Origin of the sequence: Phascolarctobacterium faecium (assembly GCF_003945365.1) — a bacterium.
Taxonomy (GTDB): domain Bacteria; phylum Bacillota; class Negativicutes; order Acidaminococcales; family Acidaminococcaceae; genus Phascolarctobacterium; species Phascolarctobacterium faecium.
Genome location: NZ_AP019004.1, coordinates 534,540 through 557,848, shown reverse-complemented (window position 1 = coordinate 557,848; position 23,309 = coordinate 534,540). Strand labels below are relative to the sequence as shown.

Sequence of the window (23,309 nt, the reverse complement as noted above, 5' to 3'; positions counted from 1 at the left end):
AGATTATATAAATAGTATTTATAATTCAAATTATTCTAATTTTTTAAATCTTTTTCGGAGTTGATTCCCCCATGAAAAATTTAGGCAAAATAAGCGTTATCGTTTTATTTTTGTTATCGATATTCGTAGGCAGCTTTACTGTTTACTCAATCAGCAAAGTACAATCCTACGGAACACTCATCAATTACCTGGGCATCGTCCGAGGCGCAACCCAGCGGCTCGTCAAGCTTGAGCTGCAGCAGCAGCCTCACGATGAGCTTATAGCTTATATCGACGATATCATTTATGACCTTAAAAACACCGACGGTAAATACGGTTTGGAAAAAATTCCCAATGTTGATTATCAGCAGCAGTTTTCCGCCCTCAATACACTATGGCATCGGGTAAAAAGCAATATTTACGCCGTGCGCCAAAACCCTGCCAATTCACCACTGCTGCTGCAGTCCAGCGAAGTACATTTTGAGATCGCCAATAATACTGTTTTCGCTGCTGATAACTATACTACTTCCAAAAGTCACCAGCTGACACTTCTTTCTGCTTTAATGCTGGCAGGCATCATTATCATGTGGATCGCCTTATTTATGGTGTACCTGCGTAAATTATATTCACTGGAAAGCAGCAACAAAACACTTTATGATATAACGACAAAAGACCCGCTTACCGGTGCTTATAATTTTGAAACATTTAAGAAAAAAGCTCAGAAACTACTCACACAAACGACTAAAAAATATTCGCTGAGCTATGTTGATTTTGCTGATTTTAAATATATCAACGATGTTTTCGGGTATAAATACGGCGATGAGATCCTTATCAATTATGCCGCTACCATTAGTAACGAACTGCGTACAGGAGAAGTGCTGGGGCGTGTTTCCGCCGATAATTTCGTTATTCTGCGTTACTATAATGAGAAAAACGACATTATGGTCCGGCAGCAGCAGGTCGATATCAAAATAACAGAATTCATGCATGATATGTACGGTGGTCAGGCAGTTTCTGTCCAATGCGGTATCTGCTATCTGGAGGACCTGGCAGAGGATCTGCAGATAGAAGGTATTTTAGACCGTGCAAATTATGCGCGTAAAACTGTAAAAACAGGACTTAACAGAAAATATGCTGTTTATGATGAAAGTATCCGTAAACAGCTGCGTTATGAAAAATCCATCGAAAACCGTATGCTGAAATCACTGGAAAATGAAGAATTCCTCGTTTACTTTCAGCCCAAGGTCGACTTGCAGACAGGTCTGGCAACACAGGCCGAAGCGCTGGTACGCTGGCAGACAGATGAAGGACTGATCATTCCGCCTGATAAATTCATTCCCATCTTTGAAAAGAAATATCTTATCTCATCACTTGACCAGTATGTATTTAAAAAGGTATGCGCTTTTATCAGACGGCGCCTCGATGCTGGCCTTCCTGTAAATACAATCTCCGTCAACGTTTCCCGACTGCAATTTTACAATTCAGATTTTGTAAAAACATATGAAGATATCAAAAACAAATTCCGTATCCCTGATCACCTTTTAGAAATAGAAATTACAGAATCAATCGCCTTTGATAATGTGACCTTTCTCGAAAAAACAGTCAGTGAACTGAAAAGTAAAGGTTTTTTGATTTCTATTGATGATTTCGGTACCGGGTTCTCTTCTTTAAGCCTTTTGAAAAATATTCCTATTGATGTGCTCAAAATCGATCAAAGCTTTTTCAGAGAAAGTATCCACAAAGAAAAAGACAACATCGTTATTAAAGGTATTATCGATCTCGTCAATAAATTAAGCATCCGAACTGTCGCCGAAGGTATCGAAACTGCCGAACAGGTAGCCTTCCTTAAATCTGTCAACTGCAATATGATCCAGGGGTATTTTTTCTACAGACCGCTGCCTGAGGATAAATTTGAGGCAATATTGAACAAAGAATACGCAGTCAAAGAAACAGCTCCTGCAGCTAACTCAAAAGTTTTAGCTGCGGAAAACTGGACTCTGCAAAATAATTAACTATCTGTTTTCTTATATAAAAATAGCCTGTGCATTTAAATGCACAGGCTATTTTGCGTAAACAAAGCCAAAACATATTTTTATAACGACAGCAGCTGCGCCTTTAATAACGCTTTCTAAAAATACGATGCAGCGTAATACAAAAAAATAACCAGGTCGCTCCAGCTGCATAACCGGCTAAAATATCCGTCGGATAATGCACCCCCAGATAAACACGGCTCAGGCCGATAAGCAGGATATAAATGCCGGCTGCCGCCATCAATCCCCAGCGCAGCGGTTTACTTCGCAAGCCTAATCCTGCAAAATATGCCAGGATGCCATAAAAACAAATCGCTCCCATAGCGTGACCGCTGGGAAAACTGTAACCACTTTCAGCAATCACAGGGAAAATATCTGGCCTTACACGTTCAAAAATGCGTTTCAGTACCTGATTTAAAATACCACCACCGCATAAACAGACTAGATAAAGATACAGCCTGTCTTTTTGCCTGCTGTATAAATACCAGCAGCAGACAAGCGCACTTGCCAGAAGATAAAAAGTACTGGACCCGCTTGCCGTAACGAGCATTACCTCTGCTGTCAGCGGCGGTGTAACAAACTGCTGTACATAAGCAATAAACTGCAGCTCCAGCTGTTGCAATGCCGGCTTAATAAAAGTATGCTCAGCTATTTCTACCAGCACTTCCATCAGCACGATACTGATAACCAAAGTAACCAGCAAATACAAATAAGGGCGCCGTAAAGCCATACGTACAATGGCGTCCCGCAGATTACTCATTGCTGCCTCACTTTCCTAACCGTTCAGTTATATATATTTCAGACTTCAGCTAAAGTCTTTAAAGTTTTTTCCAGTACTTTTACTGCCTGAGTAACAGACTGAAAATCACTGCTCTCTTCTTTGGAATGGCTGACACCATTTATACTTGGTACAAAAATCATTCCTGTAGGTACGCCGCTTGCTGCAAAAATCTGTGCATCATGTCCTGCCCAGCTGGGCATGGCCTGAAAACTGACACCGCACTCAGCCGCAGACTGCTCAATAACTTTCCTGACTGACTCTGACAACGGTACAGCAGCCACATGAAAATCATTCTCCTTTGTAATCACGACACCGCTTTTACTCGCCGTCCGCTCTAGTAAACTCATGATCTTTGCACTAACCTCTGCTAAAACCCTATCGTCAGCAGCCCTTGTTTCAATAGCAAGCTGCACTTTTCCAGGCACGATGTTCACAGCATTGGGAGCGACATTCAACTGACCCACGGTAGCTACGAACCTGTTATCAGCTTCAGCAAGCTCCTTGACTCCTAAAATGACTTCCGCTGCCGCAGCCAAAGCATCTCTGCGGCGCCTCATGCTAGTAGTCCCGGCATGGTTAGCTTCTCCATGTAAAGTCAGGAATAATCTATCGTAGCCTACAATAGCAGTCACCGCCCCGCAGGTCAGGCCACGTTCCTCCAAATCAGCGCCCTGTTCGATATGCAGTTCTACAAAAGCCGCCAGATCCTGAAACCCTACTGCGGCATCCTGCAACGCGCTATGCGGTAGTCCGGCTGCCTGTAGACATTCGGCCAGGGAGCCGCCTGTCAAATGCACGATAGACTCCGGCTTCTGTTTTTTAAATTCGCCTCCGCGTACACGTACGCCAAAGCAAGCCATACCAAAAGCTGTGCACTCTTCTTCGATCGTCGCAATTACCTGTACTGTTCGTTTCGGGCGATAGCCCTCTTCCTGCCAGCTGCGCACACATTCCAGTGCTGCGACGATACCCAAAGCTCCGTCAAAATTTCCGCCTGCCGGTACGGTATCGAGGTGTGAACCGCTCATGACGGCAGTCAGTTCAGGATCTCGTCCCACATAAGTCCCAATCAGATTCCCAATCGGGTCTACCTCTGCCAGCATGCCCGACTCCAGCATTTCCCGCTGCAAAAAAGCCTGCGCCGCCAAATACTCTGCCGTATAGGAAAGACGCGTCGTCCCACCCTGCGGTAATGTTCCGTAAGCAGCCAAATCAGCTATAGTTTTCTTAATCCGCTCATATTGTATCGCCATAAAAATCTCTCACTTTAAAAATAGTCAGCCAGCTCTGAAGCGTGATTCAAAATAATATCAGGCTTGATGCTGCCATGCTCCACGTCAGCTAAAGTTGCCTCGCCGGTCAGAACCAGTATTGATAAAACACCGTTATTGAGCCCAAAAGCAATATCTGTCGATAAACGGTCGCCAACCATGGCAATTTCTTCCCGTTTATAGCCTGTCCTGGCTGTAATAACATCGATCATATAGTGATAGGGCTTGCCTAAAATCTGCTGCGGGGCCTTCCCTGTAGCAGTTTTAATCAGCTCGATCATGGCCCCGCAATCGGGAATAAATTCTCCGCCTTCGATCGGGCAGCGTACATCCGGGTGCGTTGCTACATAAGGCACGCCCCTGTCGATAAGTCTGCAGGCAATAGTCAGTGTTTCGTAATTCAAAGACATATCAAACCCAACCACAACGAAATCAGTACCTTCTTCCAGTGTCGTCGTTATGGTAAAGCCTGCCTCACGAATAGTTTTCTTCAGCTGTTCCGTCCCTAAAACAAATAATCTGGCCGCCGGCCGAAGCTGCTGCATATAATAAACAAAAGCATCCGAGGATATCAAAACATTATCACGAGTTACCTGTATCCCCATCCGCCCCATTTTTTCCACATAATGCTCGTGTCCTTTGGAGGAATTATTAGTTACCAGATAAAAATCACGTTCTGCGGCACGTAATTTCTGAAAAAATACATCCATCCCCGGGATTAATGTATTGCCTAAATTAATCGTACCATCCATATCAAACAAAAAACACTTGATATTTTTAAGTTTTGCACATTGTTTTTGATCAGTCATGCCAAGCTCCTATAATTCATAATCATATGTTTATTATATAGTATTTTACTGTTGAGGTAAAATTTTTCCCGCTTTATTTAGACTTTATTTTTTAAAGTTACTTGTTTTTTTATTCTTTTAGTGTTAAACTAAAATAAGAACAGTAAAGGAGCGTGTTTAACTTATGAAAAAATATGACGCATTGATCATCGGCTTTGGCAAAGGTGGAAAAACACTGGCAGCTGCCCTCGGCAAAAAAGGAATCAAAACAGCTGTTATTGAAAAATCTCCGCTGATGTACGGCGGTACCTGCATAAACATCGGCTGTATTCCTACAAAAAAACTCATCCATACTGCAGCTGACGCTAAAAAAAATCAGCAGGCAGATTATTCTGAAAAAAATAATTTTTATGCTGCTGCCATTCGTGAAAAAAATACTTTAACTGCGCTTTTGCGTCAGAAAAACTATGATAATGTCGCTGCAGCTGCAGATATTTATACCGGTGCCGCCCGTTTTCAGACTGACCATACGGTAGAAGTCCAGTTGCCGGACGGAAAAATATCTTTATACGGCGAAAAAATTTTTATAAATACCGGTTCTGAACCGGTCATTCCTCCGATCACAGGCTTACAGCTGAGCAAGCGTGTTTATACCAGTACTACTTTAATGGAACTCAGCACCCTGCCACAAAGACTGGTTATCATCGGCGGCGGCTATATCGGTCTGGAATTTGCCGCCATGTATGCTAATTATGGCTCCATGGTCACTGTTCTGGAATACGGCAATACCTTCATCCCGCGTGAAGACCGCGATATTGCCAATGTTATCCAAACACGTTTGGAAGAGCTGGGCGTTCGCTTTATCTTTAATGCACAGGTCGATGAAATAACCGACGAAAACGAATTGACTACTGTCAGCTATCTTGAGCGCAGCAGCGGTATGTCCGTTAAAATTCCAGCTGACGCTGTATTGGTAGCCACAGGACGCAAAGCAAGCACAGCAAGCCTTAATCTTGAAGCCGCCGGCGTTGCCGTAAATGAACGCGGCGAAATCATCGTCAATGAATTACTGCAGACAACCGTCCCTCATATCTGGGCGCTTGGTGACGTTAAAGGCGGACTGCAGTTCACTTACATCTCCCTGGATGACTTCCGCATTATTAAAGAGCAGCTTTTCGGTCAAAACGACCGTACAACAGCTAACCGGCCGCCTGTCGCCTATTCCGTTTTTCTAGACCCTACCTTTGCACGCGTCGGCCTCAGTGAAGCAGAAGCACTGCTGTCCGGCCATAAGATCAAAGTTGCCAAAATCGCAGAAGCAGCCAGTCCCAGGGCTCGCCTGTTTGGCAGCACTTCAGGTTACCTGAAGGCTATTGTTGATGCTGAAAGCAACAAAATCCTCGGTGCGGCATTTTTCTGCAGCGAAGCCTCGGAAATCATCAATATCGTCCAACTGGCAATGAAGGCCGACCTGGATTATACCGTTCTGCGGGATAATATTTATACACATCCTTCTATGAGCGAATTTTTAAATGATTTGTTTTCAACTTTAGATTAAAGGAGTATTTTTATGAGTCAGCAATATCCCTTTCAATGTAATATCGCTCAAGCACTCAATATTATCGGCGACAAATGGTCTCTTCTCATTCTGCATGGTATTATGAGCGGACACCAGACCTATAAAGAGATTTACAACAGCCTGGAAGGCCAGATTGCCAGCAATCTGCTTTCCAGCCGCCTGAAAGCGCTTGAAGCCGACGGACTGATCAGCAGCGATTTATACCAGAAGCATCCGCCCCGCTACCGTTATACACTTACACCTGCTGGCGAGGATTTGAATATCGTTTTTAACAGCCTGGTGCTTTGGGGTGAAAAACATCTTACTACCTGCTATAAACGCCTGATCCATAAAAGCTGTAATCATACTGTAGAAACACATTACTATTGTCCCCATTGCCAGCAAACTGTTGCTGAAGATCAATTAGCAGTAGTTGCCGCCGAAGAAAAGGAGCATCAGCATGAGTAAATGGAGTATCTTCGCACTTTGCATCATTGCAGCAGTCGGGCTTTGGTTCTACAACAACGGCGCCTGTCCTTTACAGGCTATGAGCCCCAGCAGTGATACTGCTTCATCAGGAAGCTATCAGCCAATAACTGCGTCTCAGGTCAAAGAACGTCTTGATAAAGGTGATAAGATTACTGTTATTGATGTTCGCACCCCTGACGAATATGCAGCCGGGCATATTCCCGGCAGTCTTTTGATTCCTTTTGATGAAATCAAAGTAAAATCCGATCAGTTGCCGCAGGATAAAAATACTGAAATAGTGGTATACTGCCGCAGCGGCAGACGCAGTGCAATCGCTGCAGATACCCTGATTTCATTAGGCTATGCAAAAATTTATGACTTAGGAGCAGTCAGCTCCTGGACCTATGGTTTGGAAAAATAAGTAAAGTAAAAGGCGGGTTCATTAAGAACCCGCCTTTTATTTTACTTTATTTAACTGAGCAGCAGTCTGTCACTGTCCAGCATATCACCGCTGGCCTGCTCAAACATCTTCAAAAGATCAGGAATCGTCAAACGCGACTTTTCTTCACCTTCGACATCAATAATTACCCGTCCGTTATGCAGCATGATCAGCCTGTTGCCGCAGCGCAAGGCGTCACGCATATTATGAGTAATCATCAGCGTCGTCAAATGATCCCTGTTAACGATCCGTTCCGTCAAAGCCAGAACTTTAGCAGCTGTTTTCGGATCCAGGGCTGCCGTATGTTCATCTAACAACAGCAGCTTTGGTTTGATCAGCGTTGCCATCAGCAGCGTTAACGCCTGCCTCTGGCCGCCGGAAAGCAGCCCGACTTTAGCAGTCATTCTGTTTTCCAGACCCAGATCCAGCTCCTGCAGCAATTCGCTGAACCAAGTCTGATTATCGCTGTCCAAGCCCCATTTTAATCCAGGCGTTTTACCCCGTCTGGCGGCAATAGCAAGATTTTCTTCGATCATCATCCCCGCAGCAGTACCCATCATCGGATCCTGGAAGACACGCCCAATATATTTGGCCCGTTTATGTTCCGGCGTTTTTGTAATATCATTACCGTCAATAATGATCTTTCCACTGTCGATTGGAAAAACTCCGGCAATAGAATTCATCAAAGTCGACTTACCGGCGCCATTACCGCCGATGACCGTTACAAAATCACCCGGTTTCAAATGCAGCGATAAACCCTGCAGAGCTTTTTTCTCATTGATTGTTCCTGCAAAAAATGTCTTACAGATATTTTCAACACGCAGCATTTATTTCACCGCCTTTCGCAGACCAAGCTTACTTTTAATAAGCGGCAGCGACAAAGCAAACGCTACCAGAATAGCTGTAAACAGCTTCAGATCGTTTGGCGGCATTCCCATCTGCAGTACAGCGGCAATAACCAGACGATAAACGATAGAGCCCAGCACAACGCTGATGATACAGTTTTTAAAGCTGCGGGTACCAAACAGTACCTCACCGATAATGACTGAAGCCAGACCGATAACGATCGTGCCTGTACCCATTCCGACGTCGGCAAAACCATTATTCTGTGCTACTAAAGCACCGCTCAAAGCTACCAGGGCATTACTTATCAGCAGCCCGAGAATGATCGTAAAATTAGTATCCACGCCCTGCGCCCTGATCATCTGCGGGTTAAAGCCTGTAGCACGAATAGCCGCTCCTATTTCCGTACCAAAAAACCAATAAATCAAACCTCCGATCAAAAGTGAGCTGACGATACCCACACACAATACAGCCTGAGCATTACTGAAACCACCAATATCACGCATAATGGAAAATACTGTATCTACACGCAGCAGCGACAAGTTAGCCTTACCCATTACACGCAGATTGACAGAATATAAAGCGATCATCGTCAAAATGCCGGCCAGCAGAGCCGGTATTTTGAGCTTAGTATGTAAAAGTCCGGTCGCAACGCCAGCCAGCATACCAGCCAGCATCGCCGCACCAAAAGCCAGCCACGGAGAATATCCGCCAGCTAGTAAAGAAGCTGCTACAGCAGCTCCCAGCGGAAAACTTCCTTCCACCGTCAAATCAGCAATATCCAAAACTCTGTAAGTTATATATACGCCCAGTGCCATGATCGCCCATAAAAGTCCCTGTGCTATCGTTGGCATCAATAAGTCTATCATCTATCTTCCTCCTGTGATATATCCGTAAAAACGGGTCTCTCCTCTGAAACAAGGAGAAACCCGCGCTTGTTTATTTAGAGCTTTCTGCTGCCTTCAGCAGATCTTCGGGAATCTTAATACCGATTTTTTCAGCATTTTCCTTGTTGATAATGACCTTAAAAGATTTCTGCAGCTGGATAGGCATTGTCTGGGGTTTAGTCTTGCCGCTCAGAATATCGCCGGCCATTTCACCTGTTTGTTCGCCCAACTGATAATAATCGATCGCCAGAGTAGCTACGCCTCCGGCCATGACCATCCCGCCCTCGCCGCAAACTACGGCCAGTTTAGCCGGCTCAGTTACCTGGGCCAGTGTCGGCATTGCCGAAGCCAGCACATTATCTGTCGGCACGTAAACAGCATCTACTTTGCCGACCAGACTTTGAGCAGCCTGCTGGATATCATTGACATTAGATACAGTCGCTTCCTCTACCTGCACGCCCTTCTCTGCCGCATATTTTTTCAGCAGCTCTGCCTGCAGCTGTGAATTGACTTCACTGGAACAATAGATCGTACCAATAGTTTTAGCACCAGGCACTAACTTAAGCAGCAGTTCCAGCTGCTCTTTAATCGGATTCATATCGCTGGTCCCTGTAACATTACCTTTAGGTTCACTGTTGGAAGCAACCAGCTTTGCTGCCTCATAATCTGTAACCGCTGTTGCTACGATAGGAATATCCTTGGTAGCATTGGCCATCGTCTGGGCCGCTGGAGTAGCGATAGCGCAGATCAAGTCTACTTTATTGCTGACAAAACGCTGTGCGATATTCTGCAGGTTAGACTGATCTGCCTGCGCATTCTGCCGATCATATTTTACATTTTCATTCTCTTTAAAGCCTTTAGCTGCCATTCCCGCTATAAAGCCTTTATTGGCGGCATCCAAAGCATCATGTTCAACTAGTTGGACAATACCTACATTTACTACTTTCTTACTGTTATCGGCAGCCTTTTTTTCGCCGCCGCAGCCCGCTAAAAGTCCTAAAGACAAAGTCAGGGCAATGCCTGCTGCTAAAGCACGCATTTTTTTGTTCATAATAACCATCCTTCCATTCTACAGTATCACTTTTGATCCTTGACGAACACATATAAGGATAGAATAATTCTATCATTTATTATCACAAAACACAAACAAAACAATAAAAACAGGGCTGTTTCGTAACAAACCAGCCCTGTTTTGTATTTTATTTTACGATCTCAGCCTTAGCCAAAATATCCTGCGGAATCGTAATCCCATTGCGTTTGGCAGTAGTCTCGTTCACTACGACCTTAAACTCTTTCTGCATCTGGACAGGCATTGTCTGAGGTTTGCCCTTACCGCTCAGGATCTCAGCAGCCATCACGCCGGTCTGTTCACCAAGTTTATAATAATCAATACCTAAAGTAGCCAGACCTCCAGCCCGTACCGGATCACTTTCGCCGCAAATAACAGGCAGCCGGGCTTCATCTGTTACTGCTACCAAAGTCGGCATTGACGAAGCCATCACATTGTCGGTCGGAACATAAACCGCATCGACTTTACCAACCAGACTATGCGCAGCCTGCTGGATATCATTAACTGTAGAAACCGTAGCTTCGATAACATTGATGCCTTTATCACCTGCCAGCTTTTTCAAAACATCGACCTGCAGCTGTGAATTGACTTCGCTGGAACTGTACACGGTTCCAATATTTTTTGTCTGCGGCGCTATCTTCAAAAGCAGCTCCAACTGCTGGTCAATCGGATTCATATCACTGGTTCCCGTAACATTGCCTTTCGGCTCGTTATTAGAAGCAGCCAGCTTTGCTACCTCATAATCGGTAACCGCCGTCGCTACAATGGGTATATCTTTCGTAGCATTAGCCATCGTCTGAGCCGTCGGCGTAGCGATAGCACAAATCAGATCCACCTTATTACTGACAAAACGCTGTGCGATATTCTGCAGATTAGACTGATCAGCCTGTGCGTTCTGCCGGTCATATTTTACATTTTCATTTTCTTTAAAGCCTTTAGACGCCATACCTGCCACAAAGCCTTTATTGGCGGCATCCAATGCACCATGTTCTACCAGCTGGGCAATACCAACCGTTACCATTTTTTTACTGTCGTCAGCCTTCTTTTCGCCGCCGCAGCCAGCTAAAGCTCCTACTGCCATCAGCAGAGCTACACCTGCAGCTAAACTGCGTAAATTCTTTCTGTTCATTACTACCATCCTTCCATTCTACAAAATTCTACTTACAGCCTGGCAATTCCAAACTGAGATTATCGTTATTCTAACATCAATTATCAGAAAAATCAAACTTATAAGCTATTAGTTCTGCCGCTTTTTCTGCGCAGCAGCAGCCGGCGTTCAACCTTCCCTATCAGCAGCTCGTGAAAAGGAAGCCGCGCCAGTATTTCCATACTCCCAAGACTCAATACCAGCATCAAAACGAACAGCAGCGGATAAAAAGTCAGCATCGAAGGCGTGATCTGCAGCAAAGGCAGCAGATACTCAGTACACAGATACATAAAAAAGATATGGATAAGAAAAATACCGAACGAATAATTGCCCAAATACAGCACAAACCGCTTTTGCAGGGTATTTTTTCTATCAATATCCTCAGAATGATAAAACAGCATCGCTATCAAAATCGTATATAAAAACATATTGAGCGGAAAACAGATAAACTCCAAAATATAATAGGTCTTCCAATAGTACTTTTCCAACCAGCATACGGTAACTAAAGGAATAAAAATGATCAGCAGCCAAACCAAAAATTTCCGACTCCTGCCGATCCACTCTAAAAATTCTTTTTTATAATAGTAGGCCGCCATTCCCAGCGAAAAATAAACAAGATAACGCAGAAACATTGTCCCCATAAGCAGGTAGCTGATCCAAACAGTCTCAAACTGAATATTATTCAACACCTTCCAAGAGATCTGCAAAACAGCTGCCGCAGCAAAATAGTATTTCAGCCAGCCTGACTCACGGCATTTAGTAAAAATCCTGATTAAAAACGGATACACCAGATAGAACCCGATCAGCGCCCTGAAAAATCCCAAATGCACCGCAGCACTTCCCGTCAGCATATCAACGACTATTTCACCCAGCGTATATGTATGACCGTCAAAAACAAAAGCAGTTACTATATAGAGGGTAGAAAACAACAAATAAGGCGACAATACCGACAGCAGCATCTTCTTAAAAAAAGCAGCGCTGTAAATGTAAGCGTGCTTATTACGTCCTGTAAACAAATAACCCGCTATCGCCATAAACAGCGGCACTGCAAACAATGACAGCACCTCCAGCAGCATTGAAGAAAGTGCTACCATATTTTCACTGCCGCCGCTGCTGAAAAACCAGCTTGTGTGCATCAAAATAACACCTAAAACAACAAATCCCCGTAAAATCAAAACTGTATTGCTTTTCTGCATTTTCCTGCCAGCTTTCTTTACTGTTGTGATAATTATTCAAAAACAGTATAAACTCAAAAACAAGATTTGTTAAGCCCCACAGCATTCTCGAACACAAAATGTTCAAAAATAATACGCCTGTCCGGTACAAAAGCGCCGGACAGGCGTAAAAACATTTATATCATTTCTCCAAAATTTTACGCGCAGTGCTTTCCGTTACCAGCAGATGCGTAAATAAACCTGTTTTCAGAGCTCCTGTTATGGCATTCGGCGCAGCACCAAGTGCTAAACCGATAATTTTGGGACAATGCCGCAAAGTTCCTAACGGAATCCTGACAGCAAAATCATTTTCGCCACTGATAAATTCGCCCCGCTCATTATAATAATAGGACAAAAAGCTGCCGACTGCCCGCTGACGTTTCAAACTGTCACCAAAACGTGTCGCCGTTGCTTCATCAGGAACACTGGGAAAATCTCTGATCTCAACAAGAGCAGCATCCAGTTTCTGCCACATAGCGTCAAGTTCCAAATAAGCTTCAGTCGTTTCAAACTGCTGCCGTTCTTCCAAACTGTCCGGAAAAGCCGGTACAGCAAGACGATAAGCATGCCTGCCGCAAGCTGAGGCCAGCGTTTCTGCCAGTTCGTCCACACGGTAACCTTTATTGGGGATATGTGCCTTGCCGATCAGCGGCAGCACAGCACCAGGCTGCCGACGGTTACATTGCTGCGTCAGCAGACTGATGCTTTCTCCCAACAGATACCCCCATCCCAATCCTAAATTACGTTCATACAAAAGCTCACCGGACAGATAATCCGCAGCCGCTTTAAGATTTTCTTCCATTGAGTCCTGTACCGGCAGAACCATACCTCCATGCAGGGCATACCTTGTTTGCAGTGCCTCTAACAAAGCAGCATCGCCTTCTGTCGAACTGCGGATCTCGATATGTACGATCCCTGCTTCGCGCGCACGCGTCAACATCTTACTCACTAACGGCCTGGAAACTCCGATTCGCTTAGCGACCTGATCCTGCGTCAGCCCCTGTTCATAATAGAGCCGGGCCACGTTGACAAGATCAGTTCGTTCTTTGCCGCTCAGCAATTTATTTCACTTCCATCAATTCCATTAAAATACCGTCCTTCATAATAAAAGCAAGGCGGGTATTTTCATCGGCAAACCAGGGCTCAACAACAACAGTATTTGCTTTTACCTGTTCATCCAGGTCGTCTACCTTATAAGCAACATGGACCATAGTCTGCAGTTCTTTCGGCAAAGGTGTATCTTTCTCAAAACGCAGGTATTCAATATTGAATTCATTAGTTTCAGGAGCTACGATATATGTCTTGATAGCTTCGGCATAAACAGCGCCTTCCATGATTTTATCAGTGGGTACTCCCACATGCATAAACTGTTTCATCATTTCACGTCCTTCATCAATGTTTGATAAGCCTTATACGCAGCTTCAGGTTTGACATTTTCGTGCACAACCATACGAATCGCCTGCAGCATAGCACTCGGACATTCTGCCTGCAAAACATTGCGCCCCATATCAACACCGGCTGCGCCTTCATTAACAGCACGGTAAGCCATATCCAAAGCTTCCGGTTCCGGAACTTTTTTACCACCGGCAATGACGATTGGGACCGGACAGGCAGCAGTGATCTGCTCAAAATTTTCACAGTAATAGGTCTTGATGATATGTGCTCCCTGTTCAGCCAAAAGCCTTGTCGCTAAAGCAAAATAACGCGTGGTACGTTCCATCTCTTTACCAACGGCGACGACACCTAATACGGGAATACCATAACGTTCACCTTTATTGATATAGTAAGAAAGATTGTGCAGGGAAGCAATTTCAGAAGCAGAACCGATAAAGCACTGTACGGCCATACAGGAAGCGTTCATGCGCAGAGCTTCCTCAATATCGGTACCAATGACACCCATACTCATATCGTCTTTCAAAACAGAGCTGTCTGCACTGCAGCGCAAAGCAATCGCCTTGCGGTTATCGGCTGGAATACAGGTTCTCAGTGCACCACGAGTCGCCATCAGACAATCAGCATGATCCATCAGCGGCGGAATGACCAGATCCAGTCTTTCCAGACCAGCTGTACTGCCCATGATATAACCATGATCGAACGCCAGCATGATTGTGCGCCCGTCAGCCGCAAAAATCTGTGACAGACGTGCCTTCATACCCCAGCCGGCATTCTCATGACCTTTTACATGAAAGTGCTGGGCGGGCGGCTTGATGCCGATACCATAATCTTTAGCAATAATATTACCGTCTTTATCTGCCATTTTTATCTCCTTAAAAATATTACTTTAGTTTTTATAATACGGGGTGCGGCAGGGTGCATTCCAATATTTGAGCAGTTCATCATCCATACGGGCAATAAAGAGCTGGAATCCGGCCATTTCCTGTACTGTCAGCACTTCACCAACAATATTGGCAACAACTTCAATACCCTTTTCTGCCAGATAATGACAGCATTTACGGAAAACGATCAGTTGTTCCATCAGCGTAGTAGCGCCAACGCCGTTAACGATAACCAAAAGTTTTTCACCTTTTTTGATATCCAAATCTCTCAGAAGGGCATCTATCATAATAGCTGCAGTTTCATCAGCAGTTTTCATTTCAGTCAAGCCACCGCCGCCTTCACCATGCTGCCCCATGCCGATTTCCATTTTACCTTCTTCGATCTGAGCAATGACCATATCCGTAGCCGGATGAGTAGCGCCTTTAGCTGCAACAGCGATCGTAGCCATATTGTCAGCAAATTTCTGTGCAACAGCGGCCACCTCTTCCAAAGACTTACCTGCAGCAGCTGCTGCGCCGGCAATTTTATACAACGGCACACAACCGACTAACCCGCGGCGATCGTCAGCATTACTGCGCGGAGCATTGGCTATATCTTCCTGCGTAACAACTTTTATTACGTTCAATCCCAGTTTTTTAACCTGTTTCATTGTCAGATTACCGGTCAGCATATCGCCGGCATGATTCAAAACAACAAACAAAACACCGTGGCCTTTATCTGCCATTTTGATTGCTTCTATACAGGCCTGCGGGCCAGGAGCGGCGAAAACATTACCAGCCACGGAAATATCTACCATACCTTCGCCGACAAAACCGCTGATAGCAGGCTCATGGCCGGTACCACCCAAAGTGACGATCGTAACGCGGTCAGCATCTTTCAATTTATTATTTACAACCAGGTTGCCATCTTCAAGATGGATGATATCCTTATTGGCAAGAGCCAGACCTTCCAGTAATTCACTGGTCAGATTTTCGGGATCGTTAATAAATTTTTTCATGCTTTTCAACCTCCAAAATTTTATTTGTTTCCGCACCTGCGGAAAATTAAGCCTTTTATAAGGCCTGCGCCATACCGTTGAATAAAATAGCTATTGATACAGCACCGGGATCTTTAGTACCGATACTGCGCTCACCCATATTTTTAGCGCGGCCGAATCTGGCAACCATAGTACTGGTCTGTTCCGCACCAGCGTCAGCAGCTGCAGCCGCAGCTGTCATGATTTCTTTTAAGTTTCCCTGTGTTTCAATAATGGCATCGATAGCCGGATACAGCGCATCGACCATAGTCTTATCACCGGGCTTTGCTTTGGAAATATCCATAAAATCTTCTTTGGCCTGCGTAAACATTTTCCGCAGCTCCAAGTCAGTCAGTTCAGCCTGATCGTCGATTCCTTCGGCCATCCCTGTAAACACCGTACCCCAAAGCGGTCCGGCGCTGCCGCCGTTGATACCCATAAAAGCGTCGCCCAGCTCATCCAGCAAGACCCTCATCGTATCAATAGTAGTATCTTCTGTTTTTTCTTTCATCACATCAGCCATTCTGCCAATAGTGATTCCATGATCACCGTCGCCAGCCACACTGTCAAGCTCACATAAATATTTACTGTTAGCTTTCAGCTCTGTACCAGCACGATTCAGCATTTTTCTAAGTAAAGGCAAAGTCAGCATTTCCGATCACCTCACAAATGTATTTACCGTAATTTTAACATTTGTCAGAACATTTGTAAATTAATTTTCAGACAATTTGCGACATTTTCACATTATAACTTCTGGCAGAATTTGTAATTTTAGAAAGCTTTTATCAGGCATTATTGTAAACGATTAAACAAGCAGTGTTAGCCGCACTATATACTTTAAAAGTATAAACTAAAATTATTATCATTTTTATTCCTGAAAATTTATGTAAGGGGACTTTTTTATGTCCGTTGACTCTGTCAAACAAAAGAATATATCAAAGACATTGACGCTCTGGAATTTTTTTACAATCGGGTTCGGTGCGATCATCGGTACCGGCTGGATTTTTTTAGTCGGCGAATGGATCATCATCAGCGGAGGACCCATTCCGGCCATGCTGGCATTTTTACTGGGGGCGCTGCTTTTACTGCCTATCGGAGCTGTATTCGGAGAGCTTACAAGCGCTCTGCCTATTGACGGCGGGGTAATAGAATATGTTGACCGCACCTACGGTAAAACAGTATCTTTTATTACAGGCTGGCTGCTGCTGCTAAGTAATATTATCATGTGTCCATGGGAAACGATTGCTGTCTCCACCCTTTTTGGAACCCTGTTCGGAGATATGTTTCCATGGCTGCGTTCAATCAGGCTCTACAGCATTTTAGGTGCCGATGTATACCTTTTCCCAGTACTGATAGCGCTTTGCCTTTCAGGATTTATCATCAGACAAAATCTGCACGGCCCAAAAGCAGCAGCTAAAGCCCAGTCTTTCCTGACTAAAGCGCTGCTCGCAGGATTACTGCTGGCCATTATCAGTGCTTTTGACAAAGGCAGTCTTGCAAACTGGCAACCGCTTTTTCTTCCGGTCAATGAGTCGACAGCACATACTCAGGCCACCTCTCTCTGGACCGGTATTTTTGCCCTGCTTACAGTAACGCCTTTTTTCTATACCGGGTTTGACACTATCCCGCAGCAGGCAGAAGAAGCTGCTCAGGGCTTAGACTGGCACAAATTCGGCAGAATTATCAGCCTTGCACTTTTATCTGCAGCTACCTTTTACATTATCTGCATAGCAGCTTTCAGCAGTCTTATCCCCTGGACAAGTTTTGTCAAACAGCCTTTGGCAGCTCTTGCCTGTCTTAAGCACATCAATTTTAATTTATACTTTCTCATGCTCTGCATAACTGTTTTGGGAGCATTGGGTCCTATGAACTCCTTTTATGCCTCATCCTCCAGGATTTTACTGGCTATGGCCCGAAAAAAACAACTGCCTGCAGCCTTCAGCCCCTCCGACCACTCTCAGGCTATTGCCAAATCTACACATATTCTGCTCAGCACAAGTATCGTTCTCGCCCCTTTCCTGGGAAGCAATATGCTGCTGCCTCTGACAAATGTTGCTGCCCTGACCTTCATGTTCTCCTGTATGATGGTCAGTCTGGCCTGTTATAAAATGCGCAGCAGCGAAGCAAATCTATACCGCCCCTACAAAGTCCCTGGCGGCAAAGCGGGTATCAGTGCTGCATGCTGCGTCAGTTTTCTCATTATTGCTGCCATGCTGCTGCCCGGTACCTCTGCTTCGCTGAGTAAAACTGAATACCTGCTGCTGACAGGATGGACTGCTTTGGGGCTGCTAGTTAAAAGCCTGCATCTTAGCCTGCATCTTTATAAAAAAAATAAGGACTGCCGTTAAAACGGCAGTCCTTAAACAATATTTACATGGCAGTCAAACAGTGCCTTCTTCCAAAATTCCCAGCTTACGGCGCCAGTAACGTGAATAAACCGCCCCTGCAGGATTATTTGCTAAAACCCTGTCCTTAGTAATTATACTGGAAACCGGCACTTTGGATTCCATGGTAAAAAGCATATCGTGACCTACGCAAAGCCCTACGATAAAATTCAATTCTGTACCGCCTTCATTCAGCAGGCGGGCCTGAACTTTAGGATTGCACATAGCTTCACGCTGTCCGGGTTTGATTTTTTCCAGTTCCAGCAGATCTTTATCGACGGAACAGACTTTGCAGCATACTGATTGAACATCCAGCCCTTCATTCTTAAAATACTGGGCACAAAAATGAGCTTCATTGGCTAAACCGATGCAAAAGGCTATCCCGACTTTTTTTACACCCATCTCTTTAGCGAAAAATACGCTTTCTTCCAACCGTGTCATTTTCAAATAATTGCGGCTCTCTGTCGCAGACGACGCTCGCATCATTTTTTTATCTTCGTCGGTATAATACTCGCTGATTTCTTCATGAGTCAGACGAGTACAGTTCTGACCGCTGGTATAACATTTGTGATGAGGGCAAAAAGCACAGTTCATAAGTCATTCCTCCTATCATAGGCTGGTGTTTATCTGTAAGTATTCGCCGCTCAAACAGCAAATCCTTTTTCTAATTTTAATATAGCAAGCAACAGCTCTGGTTTCCTGCTCTGCAACACTCTTTTAACTGGAAATAAATCCTAATTTATGATATTATAGTTGTTGTATTTTTCAACATTTATCCTTACGTAAAATCTATTTTTATAAGCAGGTAAACATGCAGCAGAATTCTTTTTCTTATCCGGCCATGCTGGACTTAAAAAATAAAAAATGTGTCATTATCGGCGGTGGTAAAGTAGCCGTCCGTAAAGCGCTGCCATTGATCGAAGCAGGTGCGGACCTGACTGTAATCGCACCTGCGGCTGATCCGCAGCTGTTGACTTTAGCAAAGACCGGACTGCTGCAGCTGGAACTGCGCGCTTATGCAGACAACGATCTCATTGATGCTTTTGTAACGATTGCAGCAACCGACGATTTTCATATCAATAGAAAAATCGCTGCTGCTGCACCCTGTCTCTGTAATGTTGTTACAGAACCGTCATTAGGTAACTTCAGTGTGCCTTCAACCGTAAAAAACGGGGCTTTGACATTTACTCTGTCTACCGGAGGTATGCCCGCTTTGACGCGGGTACTGTCACAGGACCTTAGGGCATATTATGGCTCTGATTTTGCCGAATTCAACGAATTCTTACAACAGCTTCGACGAGAACTGAAAACAATAGCTACTACACCTGAAAAGCGTACTGCTTTCTGGCGTCAGACTTTAAACCAATCCGTCATCGGCCTGCTTCATGCAGGTAGGCTTGACCAAGCAAAGGAGATCATTACTGATGCAGCTAATCGTTTTAGGCTTGAATCACAAAACAGCCCCCGTTGAGATCCGTGAACGTTTCAATTTTTCACAGGATAGAACGGTTCGTGTGCTGCGCCGGCTGCGCAATAACGACAACCTCAACGAAGCAGTTTTACTTTCAACCTGCAACCGTACTGAACTTTATATGGTGCTGGAAGATCCTGCTGCCGGATTACATTTTATCCGTACTTTGCTGCGCCATCTGGCAGGCGAGCAATATAAACCCGACTATTTCTATAATCTGACCGGCATTAATTGCGTCCGTCATCTGTTTAAAGTCGCTTCCAGCCTTGACTCACTCATCATCGGGGAAGGCCAGATCCTGAGCCAGATTAAAAATGCATATCATCTGTCCCGCAGCTGCGGTATGACAGACACTTTGTTCAACACCTTATTTAATCGTGCTATCGCCGTCGGCAAGCGTGTACGTACAGAAACAAAGATCGCCTACAGTTCTGTTTCTGTTTCTTCCGCCGCGGTAGATCTGGCTATCGACGTTGTCGGCGATCTGACTAAAGCCAATATTTTAGTATTGGGTGCCGGCAGAATGAGTGAACTGACCGCCCGCCATTTGATTGATAAAGGCGCTAAAACTATCTTTGTCAGTAACCGTAATCTGTCTCACGCTCAAGAACTGGCAGAAAAATTTAACGGTACTGCGATCCCGTATAACGAATTTATGCATCAGGCGATAACCTCTGATATCATTATCACTTCTACAGGAGCGCCTCACTATGTTATAACAGAACAGGGTGTACGCGATATTATTCCTAAACGCAGCGGCAAACCGCTTATTTTAGTTGATATTGCCGTTCCCCGTGACGTTGATCCTCTGGTTGGAGATATAGAAGGCGTTACCCTGTATAATATCGACGATCTGGAAGGCGTTGTCGATATGAATAAGAATTTCCGATCTTCTGAAGCCAAGGTGGCTGAAGCAATTATTGACGAAGAAATAACGGCACTGAAAGAACGGCTGCGCTATCTGACGATGCGGCCTGTAATGGTTCAGCTGCATGAAAAAATGAATTTTCTGCGGCAGAAGGTTTTAAAACGGGCATTTGCCAAACTGCCAAATCTTACTGATAAAGAACGCCGTATCATCGATATCATGACTCAGCGCCTGGAACACAAATTCCTGCGCGAACCAATGACAGCTATGAACAGTGCTGCCGGAACGGCAGATGAAGAACGTTACAGAGATATGATCTGCGAGTTATTTTTACTCAACGATTCGGGAGAGGACTATATAGGTGATGAAAACAAATTTGATTATTGGGACTAGACAGAGCCTGCTGGCTCTGTGGCAAAGCAATCATATTGCCGACCTGCTGCGCAGGCAATATCCGGAATGTACTGTAACTTTAAAAAAAATCATTACCAAGGGAGACCGTATCCTTGATGTACCGCTGGCCAAAATCGGCGGCAAGGGACTTTTTACCAAGGAACTGGAAACTGCTCTTCTAGAAGGTGAGATCGATCTTGCCGTCCACAGTCTGAAAGATATGCCTACTATTCTGCCGGAAGGCCTGTGCCTGACAGCGGTTACCAAGCGGGCTAATGCCGGCGACGCTTTTGTCAGCAATAAATATGCTTCTATCGAAACACTTCCGCAGGGAGCAGTTCTGGGTACTTCCAGTCTGCGCCGCAAAGCCCAGCTTTTGGCAGCACGCCCGGATCTGAAAATCGTAGATTTACGAGGCAACGTCGATACGCGTCTGCGGAAGCTTGACGACGGCCAAATGGATGCTATAATCCTTGCTGCGGCAGGATTGACTCGTCTCGGATATACCGATCGGATCAGAGAAATAATCCCCCATAATTTCTGCTTACCCGCAGTTGGACAAGGCGCTTTGGCAATCGAATGCCGCACCGATAATACAGAAGTAAGAGCTATGCTTAATTTTTTAAATGACCAGCCTACCAAACAGGCTACTGATGCCGAACGTGCTTTTTTAGGGCTCATTGAGGGCGGCTGCCAGGTCCCTATTGGTGTACATGCTGTCACTGAAGGAGATGCTGTATCTATTGAAGCAATCATCGCATCTCTGGACGGAAGCACTGTTTTACGCGATACGATCAGAGGCCAGGCTGTAAACGCTGCAGAACTTGGAAAAGAACTTGGCAATAAAATGTTAGATCAGGGCGGCCGTGCAATCCTCGCCGAGATCATGTAAGGAGAGAAATTAATGACAAAACAGGGAAAAGTTTACTTGATCGGTGCAGGCCCCGGTGATCCCGGTCTGCTTTCAATCAAAGCCATGGAATGTTTGCAAACAGCCGACGCTGTCGTTTACGACCGTTTGGCAGATCCGAGAATTTTAGCTTATGCTAAAGACGACGCAGAAATGGTTTATGTCGGCAAAGCTTCTGCCAACCATACAATGCGTCAGCCAGATATCAATAAACTGCTGGTAAAGCTGGCAGCCGAAGGTAAGACTGTTGCCCGCCTCAAAGGCGGTGATCCTTTTGTTTTCGGACGCGGCGGTGAAGAAGCTATTGAACTTTTAGAAGCCGGACTGCCATTTGAATTCGTTCCCGGCGTAACTTCTGCCATCGCAGTTGCTGAATACGCAGGCATTCCTGTCACCCATCGTCACGTAGCCACTTCCTTTGCAGTCATTACCGGCCACGAAGACCCTACCAAAGGCGAATCAACTATTAACTGGAGCGGTCTTGCTACCGCTGTTGATACTTTAGTTTTCCTGATGGGTGTCGAAAATCTTACTAATATTACAAAAAATCTCATCGCCAACGGGCGCAGCGCCGATACTCCGGCAGCAGTCATTCGCTGGGGCACCAAACCGGAACAGCGCACTCTGATCACTACTGTCGGTACTGCTGCTGCCGACGTTGCCGCGGCAAATCTGAAACCGCCGGCAATTTTTATCGTCGGTAATGTTGTCAAACTGCGCGAGCAGCTGCAGTGGTTCGATAACAAACCTCTCTTTGGCAAAACAATCGTAGTAACCAGAGCCCGCGCGCAGGCCAGTGCTTTGACCAGACAGCTGGAAGCCGCTGGTGCTCGTGTAATCGAGGCGCCGGCAATCAAAATCATACCCCCGGAAGATTATACCCCGCTGGATAAAGCAATCGAAAACATCAAAACCTACAAATGGCTGATCCTGACCAGTGCTAACGGCGTTACCGCTTTCTTCAATCGCCTTGATAATGCCGGATTAGATTCCCGTTCCCTGTCTGACATCAAAATAGCCGCTATCGGCAGTGAAACGGCGAAAGCTTTAAAAAACTATGGCATCTCCGCCGATTTAGTGCCCCCAGCCTTCAAGGCTGAAGAACTGGCCGAAACCCTGTCAGCAGAAGTGCAAGTTGGTGATAAAATCCTGCTGGCACGCGCTAAAGTAGCCCGTGAAGTATTACCGGAAAGCCTGCGTGCTTTAGGAGCCAGCGTTGATGTTGTAACTGCCTATGAAACTGTTACCGCTCTGGATAACAAAGAAGAATTGCTGACTGCTCTGCAAAACGGAGAAGTTGATCTTGTTACTTTTACCAGTTCCTCAACTGTTACTAATCTTTTGGCATCCTTAGGCGATCAAAGAGAACTTATCAATAATATTCCAGCAGCGGCTATTGGCCCTGTTACCGCCGAAACCTGCCGCCAAAATAATCTTGAACCTGACATCATAGCTGAAACATTTACTATTGCAGGTTTGACAGACGCTATTCAAAGATATTATAAGGAGTGATCAGT

The 23,309-nt window shown here is 45.1% G+C and carries 23 protein-coding genes; 9 read left to right on the top strand and 14 right to left on the bottom strand.

Features of this window, described 5'->3' with window-relative positions; all coding sequences use genetic code 11:
• Window positions 1–71: 71 nt before the first annotated feature.
• A complete protein-coding gene (locus PFJ30894_RS12140) occupies window positions 72–1,991 on the top strand; it encodes a putative bifunctional diguanylate cyclase/phosphodiesterase (protein WP_125668959.1) in 1,920 nt (639 codons plus the stop codon).
• A gap of 103 nt (window positions 1,992–2,094) precedes the next feature.
• On the opposite strand, the gene PFJ30894_RS02725 is transcribed toward PFJ30894_RS12140, so the two are convergent.
• From PFJ30894_RS02725 to PFJ30894_RS02715, 3 genes are read right to left on the bottom strand one after another with little or no spacing between them, the layout of a single operon-like run.
• Window positions 2,095–2,769 (bottom strand): phosphatase PAP2 family protein, encoded by a 675-nt coding sequence (locus PFJ30894_RS02725; RefSeq protein ID WP_021718692.1) that lies wholly within the window; start codon window positions 2,767–2,769, stop codon window positions 2,095–2,097.
• Window positions 2,770–2,807: 38 nt separating this feature from the next.
• Window positions 2,808–4,043, bottom strand: a complete 1,236-nt coding sequence (locus PFJ30894_RS02720; protein ID WP_125668958.1) for a Zn-dependent hydrolase — start codon at window positions 4,041–4,043, stop codon at window positions 2,808–2,810.
• Window positions 4,044–4,057: 14 nt separating this feature from the next.
• Entirely contained in the window at window positions 4,058–4,870 is an 813-nt protein-coding gene (locus PFJ30894_RS02715) for an HAD-IIA family hydrolase (protein WP_125668957.1), read from the bottom strand.
• A gap of 163 nt (window positions 4,871–5,033) precedes the next feature.
• Between PFJ30894_RS02715 and PFJ30894_RS02710 the strand changes: the two genes are divergently transcribed.
• From PFJ30894_RS02710 to PFJ30894_RS02700, 3 genes are read left to right on the top strand one after another with little or no spacing between them, the layout of a single operon-like run.
• Window positions 5,034–6,407 (top strand): FAD-dependent oxidoreductase, encoded by a 1,374-nt coding sequence (locus PFJ30894_RS02710; protein ID WP_125668956.1) that lies wholly within the window; start codon window positions 5,034–5,036, stop codon window positions 6,405–6,407.
• A 12-nt stretch (window positions 6,408–6,419) separates the two neighbouring features.
• On the top strand, window positions 6,420–6,875 hold the full coding sequence (locus tag PFJ30894_RS02705) for a winged helix-turn-helix transcriptional regulator (RefSeq protein WP_113077560.1): 456 nt from the start codon (window positions 6,420–6,422) through the stop codon (window positions 6,873–6,875).
• Window positions 6,868–7,296, top strand: coding sequence for a rhodanese-like domain-containing protein (locus PFJ30894_RS02700; protein ID WP_125668955.1), 429 nt, complete (start codon window positions 6,868–6,870; stop codon window positions 7,294–7,296). The genes PFJ30894_RS02705 and PFJ30894_RS02700 overlap by 8 nt, the downstream gene beginning before the upstream one ends.
• A 50-nt stretch (window positions 7,297–7,346) precedes the next feature.
• Here the strand turns inward: PFJ30894_RS02700 and PFJ30894_RS02695 are convergent, their stop codons facing one another.
• The 10 genes from PFJ30894_RS02695 to dhaL form a co-directional block, all read right to left on the bottom strand.
• Window positions 7,347–8,141, bottom strand: a complete 795-nt coding sequence (locus PFJ30894_RS02695) for an ABC transporter ATP-binding protein (protein ID WP_021718698.1) — start codon at window positions 8,139–8,141, stop codon at window positions 7,347–7,349.
• Window positions 8,142–9,026 carry an ABC transporter permease gene (locus PFJ30894_RS02690; RefSeq protein WP_021718699.1) on the bottom strand — a complete coding sequence of 295 codons (885 nt, stop codon included), beginning with the start codon at window positions 9,024–9,026 and terminating at the stop codon, window positions 8,142–8,144.
• Between the two features lie 70 nt (window positions 9,027–9,096).
• Complete coding sequence (locus tag PFJ30894_RS02685) at window positions 9,097–10,095, bottom strand: ABC transporter substrate-binding protein (RefSeq protein WP_021718700.1); 999 nt, start codon at window positions 10,093–10,095, stop codon at window positions 9,097–9,099.
• Window positions 10,096–10,243: 148 nt separating this feature from the next.
• Window positions 10,244–11,251: an ABC transporter substrate-binding protein gene (locus PFJ30894_RS02680; RefSeq protein WP_113077563.1), complete on the bottom strand. Its 1,008-nt coding sequence runs from the start codon at window positions 11,249–11,251 to the stop codon at window positions 10,244–10,246.
• Window positions 11,252–11,340: 89 nt separating this feature from the next.
• The gene (locus PFJ30894_RS02675; protein ID WP_021718702.1) at window positions 11,341–12,456 is read right to left on the bottom strand and encodes an acyltransferase; all 1,116 of its coding nucleotides are present in this window, start codon (window positions 12,454–12,456) and stop codon (window positions 11,341–11,343) included.
• A gap of 160 nt (window positions 12,457–12,616) precedes the next feature.
• Window positions 12,617–13,534, bottom strand: a complete 918-nt coding sequence (locus PFJ30894_RS02670) for a sugar-binding domain-containing protein (RefSeq protein ID WP_113077564.1) — start codon at window positions 13,532–13,534, stop codon at window positions 12,617–12,619.
• A 1-nt stretch (window position 13,535) separates the two neighbouring features.
• Window positions 13,536–13,853, bottom strand: a complete 318-nt coding sequence (locus PFJ30894_RS02665; RefSeq protein WP_021718705.1) for a VOC family protein — start codon at window positions 13,851–13,853, stop codon at window positions 13,536–13,538.
• A complete protein-coding gene (gene lsrF, locus PFJ30894_RS02660) occupies window positions 13,850–14,731 on the bottom strand; it encodes a 3-hydroxy-5-phosphonooxypentane-2,4-dione thiolase (RefSeq protein WP_021718706.1) in 882 nt (293 codons plus the stop codon). The genes PFJ30894_RS02665 and lsrF overlap by 4 nt, the downstream gene beginning before the upstream one ends.
• Before the next feature lie 24 nt (window positions 14,732–14,755).
• Window positions 14,756–15,748, bottom strand: coding sequence for a dihydroxyacetone kinase subunit DhaK (locus PFJ30894_RS02655; RefSeq protein WP_021718707.1), 993 nt, complete (start codon window positions 15,746–15,748; stop codon window positions 14,756–14,758).
• A 55-nt stretch (window positions 15,749–15,803) separates the two neighbouring features.
• Complete coding sequence (dhaL, locus tag PFJ30894_RS02650) at window positions 15,804–16,418, bottom strand: dihydroxyacetone kinase subunit DhaL (protein WP_125668954.1); 615 nt, start codon at window positions 16,416–16,418, stop codon at window positions 15,804–15,806.
• A gap of 250 nt (window positions 16,419–16,668) precedes the next feature.
• On the opposite strand from dhaL, the gene PFJ30894_RS02645 reads away from it, so the two are divergent.
• Entirely contained in the window at window positions 16,669–18,114 is a 1,446-nt protein-coding gene (locus tag PFJ30894_RS02645; RefSeq protein WP_125668953.1) for an APC family permease, read from the top strand.
• A gap of 33 nt (window positions 18,115–18,147) precedes the next feature.
• On the opposite strand, the gene PFJ30894_RS02640 is transcribed toward PFJ30894_RS02645, so the two are convergent.
• Window positions 18,148–18,744 (bottom strand): DUF1847 domain-containing protein, encoded by a 597-nt coding sequence (locus PFJ30894_RS02640; protein WP_021718714.1) that lies wholly within the window; start codon window positions 18,742–18,744, stop codon window positions 18,148–18,150.
• A 217-nt stretch (window positions 18,745–18,961) separates the two neighbouring features.
• Between PFJ30894_RS02640 and PFJ30894_RS02635 the strand changes: the two genes are divergently transcribed.
• Genes PFJ30894_RS02635 through cobA form a run of 4 tightly spaced genes read left to right on the top strand, consistent with a single transcriptional unit; the run spans window position 18,962 to window position 23,304 of the window.
• A complete protein-coding gene (locus tag PFJ30894_RS02635; protein WP_125668952.1) occupies window positions 18,962–19,621 on the top strand; it encodes a precorrin-2 dehydrogenase/sirohydrochlorin ferrochelatase family protein in 660 nt (219 codons plus the stop codon).
• Entirely contained in the window at window positions 19,575–20,882 is a 1,308-nt protein-coding gene (hemA, locus tag PFJ30894_RS02630) for a glutamyl-tRNA reductase (protein ID WP_021718716.1), read from the top strand. Before PFJ30894_RS02635 ends, hemA begins: the two co-directional genes overlap by 47 nt.
• Window positions 20,854–21,774 (top strand): hydroxymethylbilane synthase, encoded by a 921-nt coding sequence (hemC, locus tag PFJ30894_RS02625; RefSeq protein ID WP_125669920.1) that lies wholly within the window; start codon window positions 20,854–20,856, stop codon window positions 21,772–21,774. The genes hemA and hemC overlap by 29 nt, the downstream gene beginning before the upstream one ends.
• Before the next feature lie 12 nt (window positions 21,775–21,786).
• Entirely contained in the window at window positions 21,787–23,304 is a 1,518-nt protein-coding gene (cobA, locus tag PFJ30894_RS02620; protein ID WP_125668951.1) for a uroporphyrinogen-III C-methyltransferase, read from the top strand.
• The last annotated feature ends 5 nt before the right edge of the window (window positions 23,305–23,309 follow it).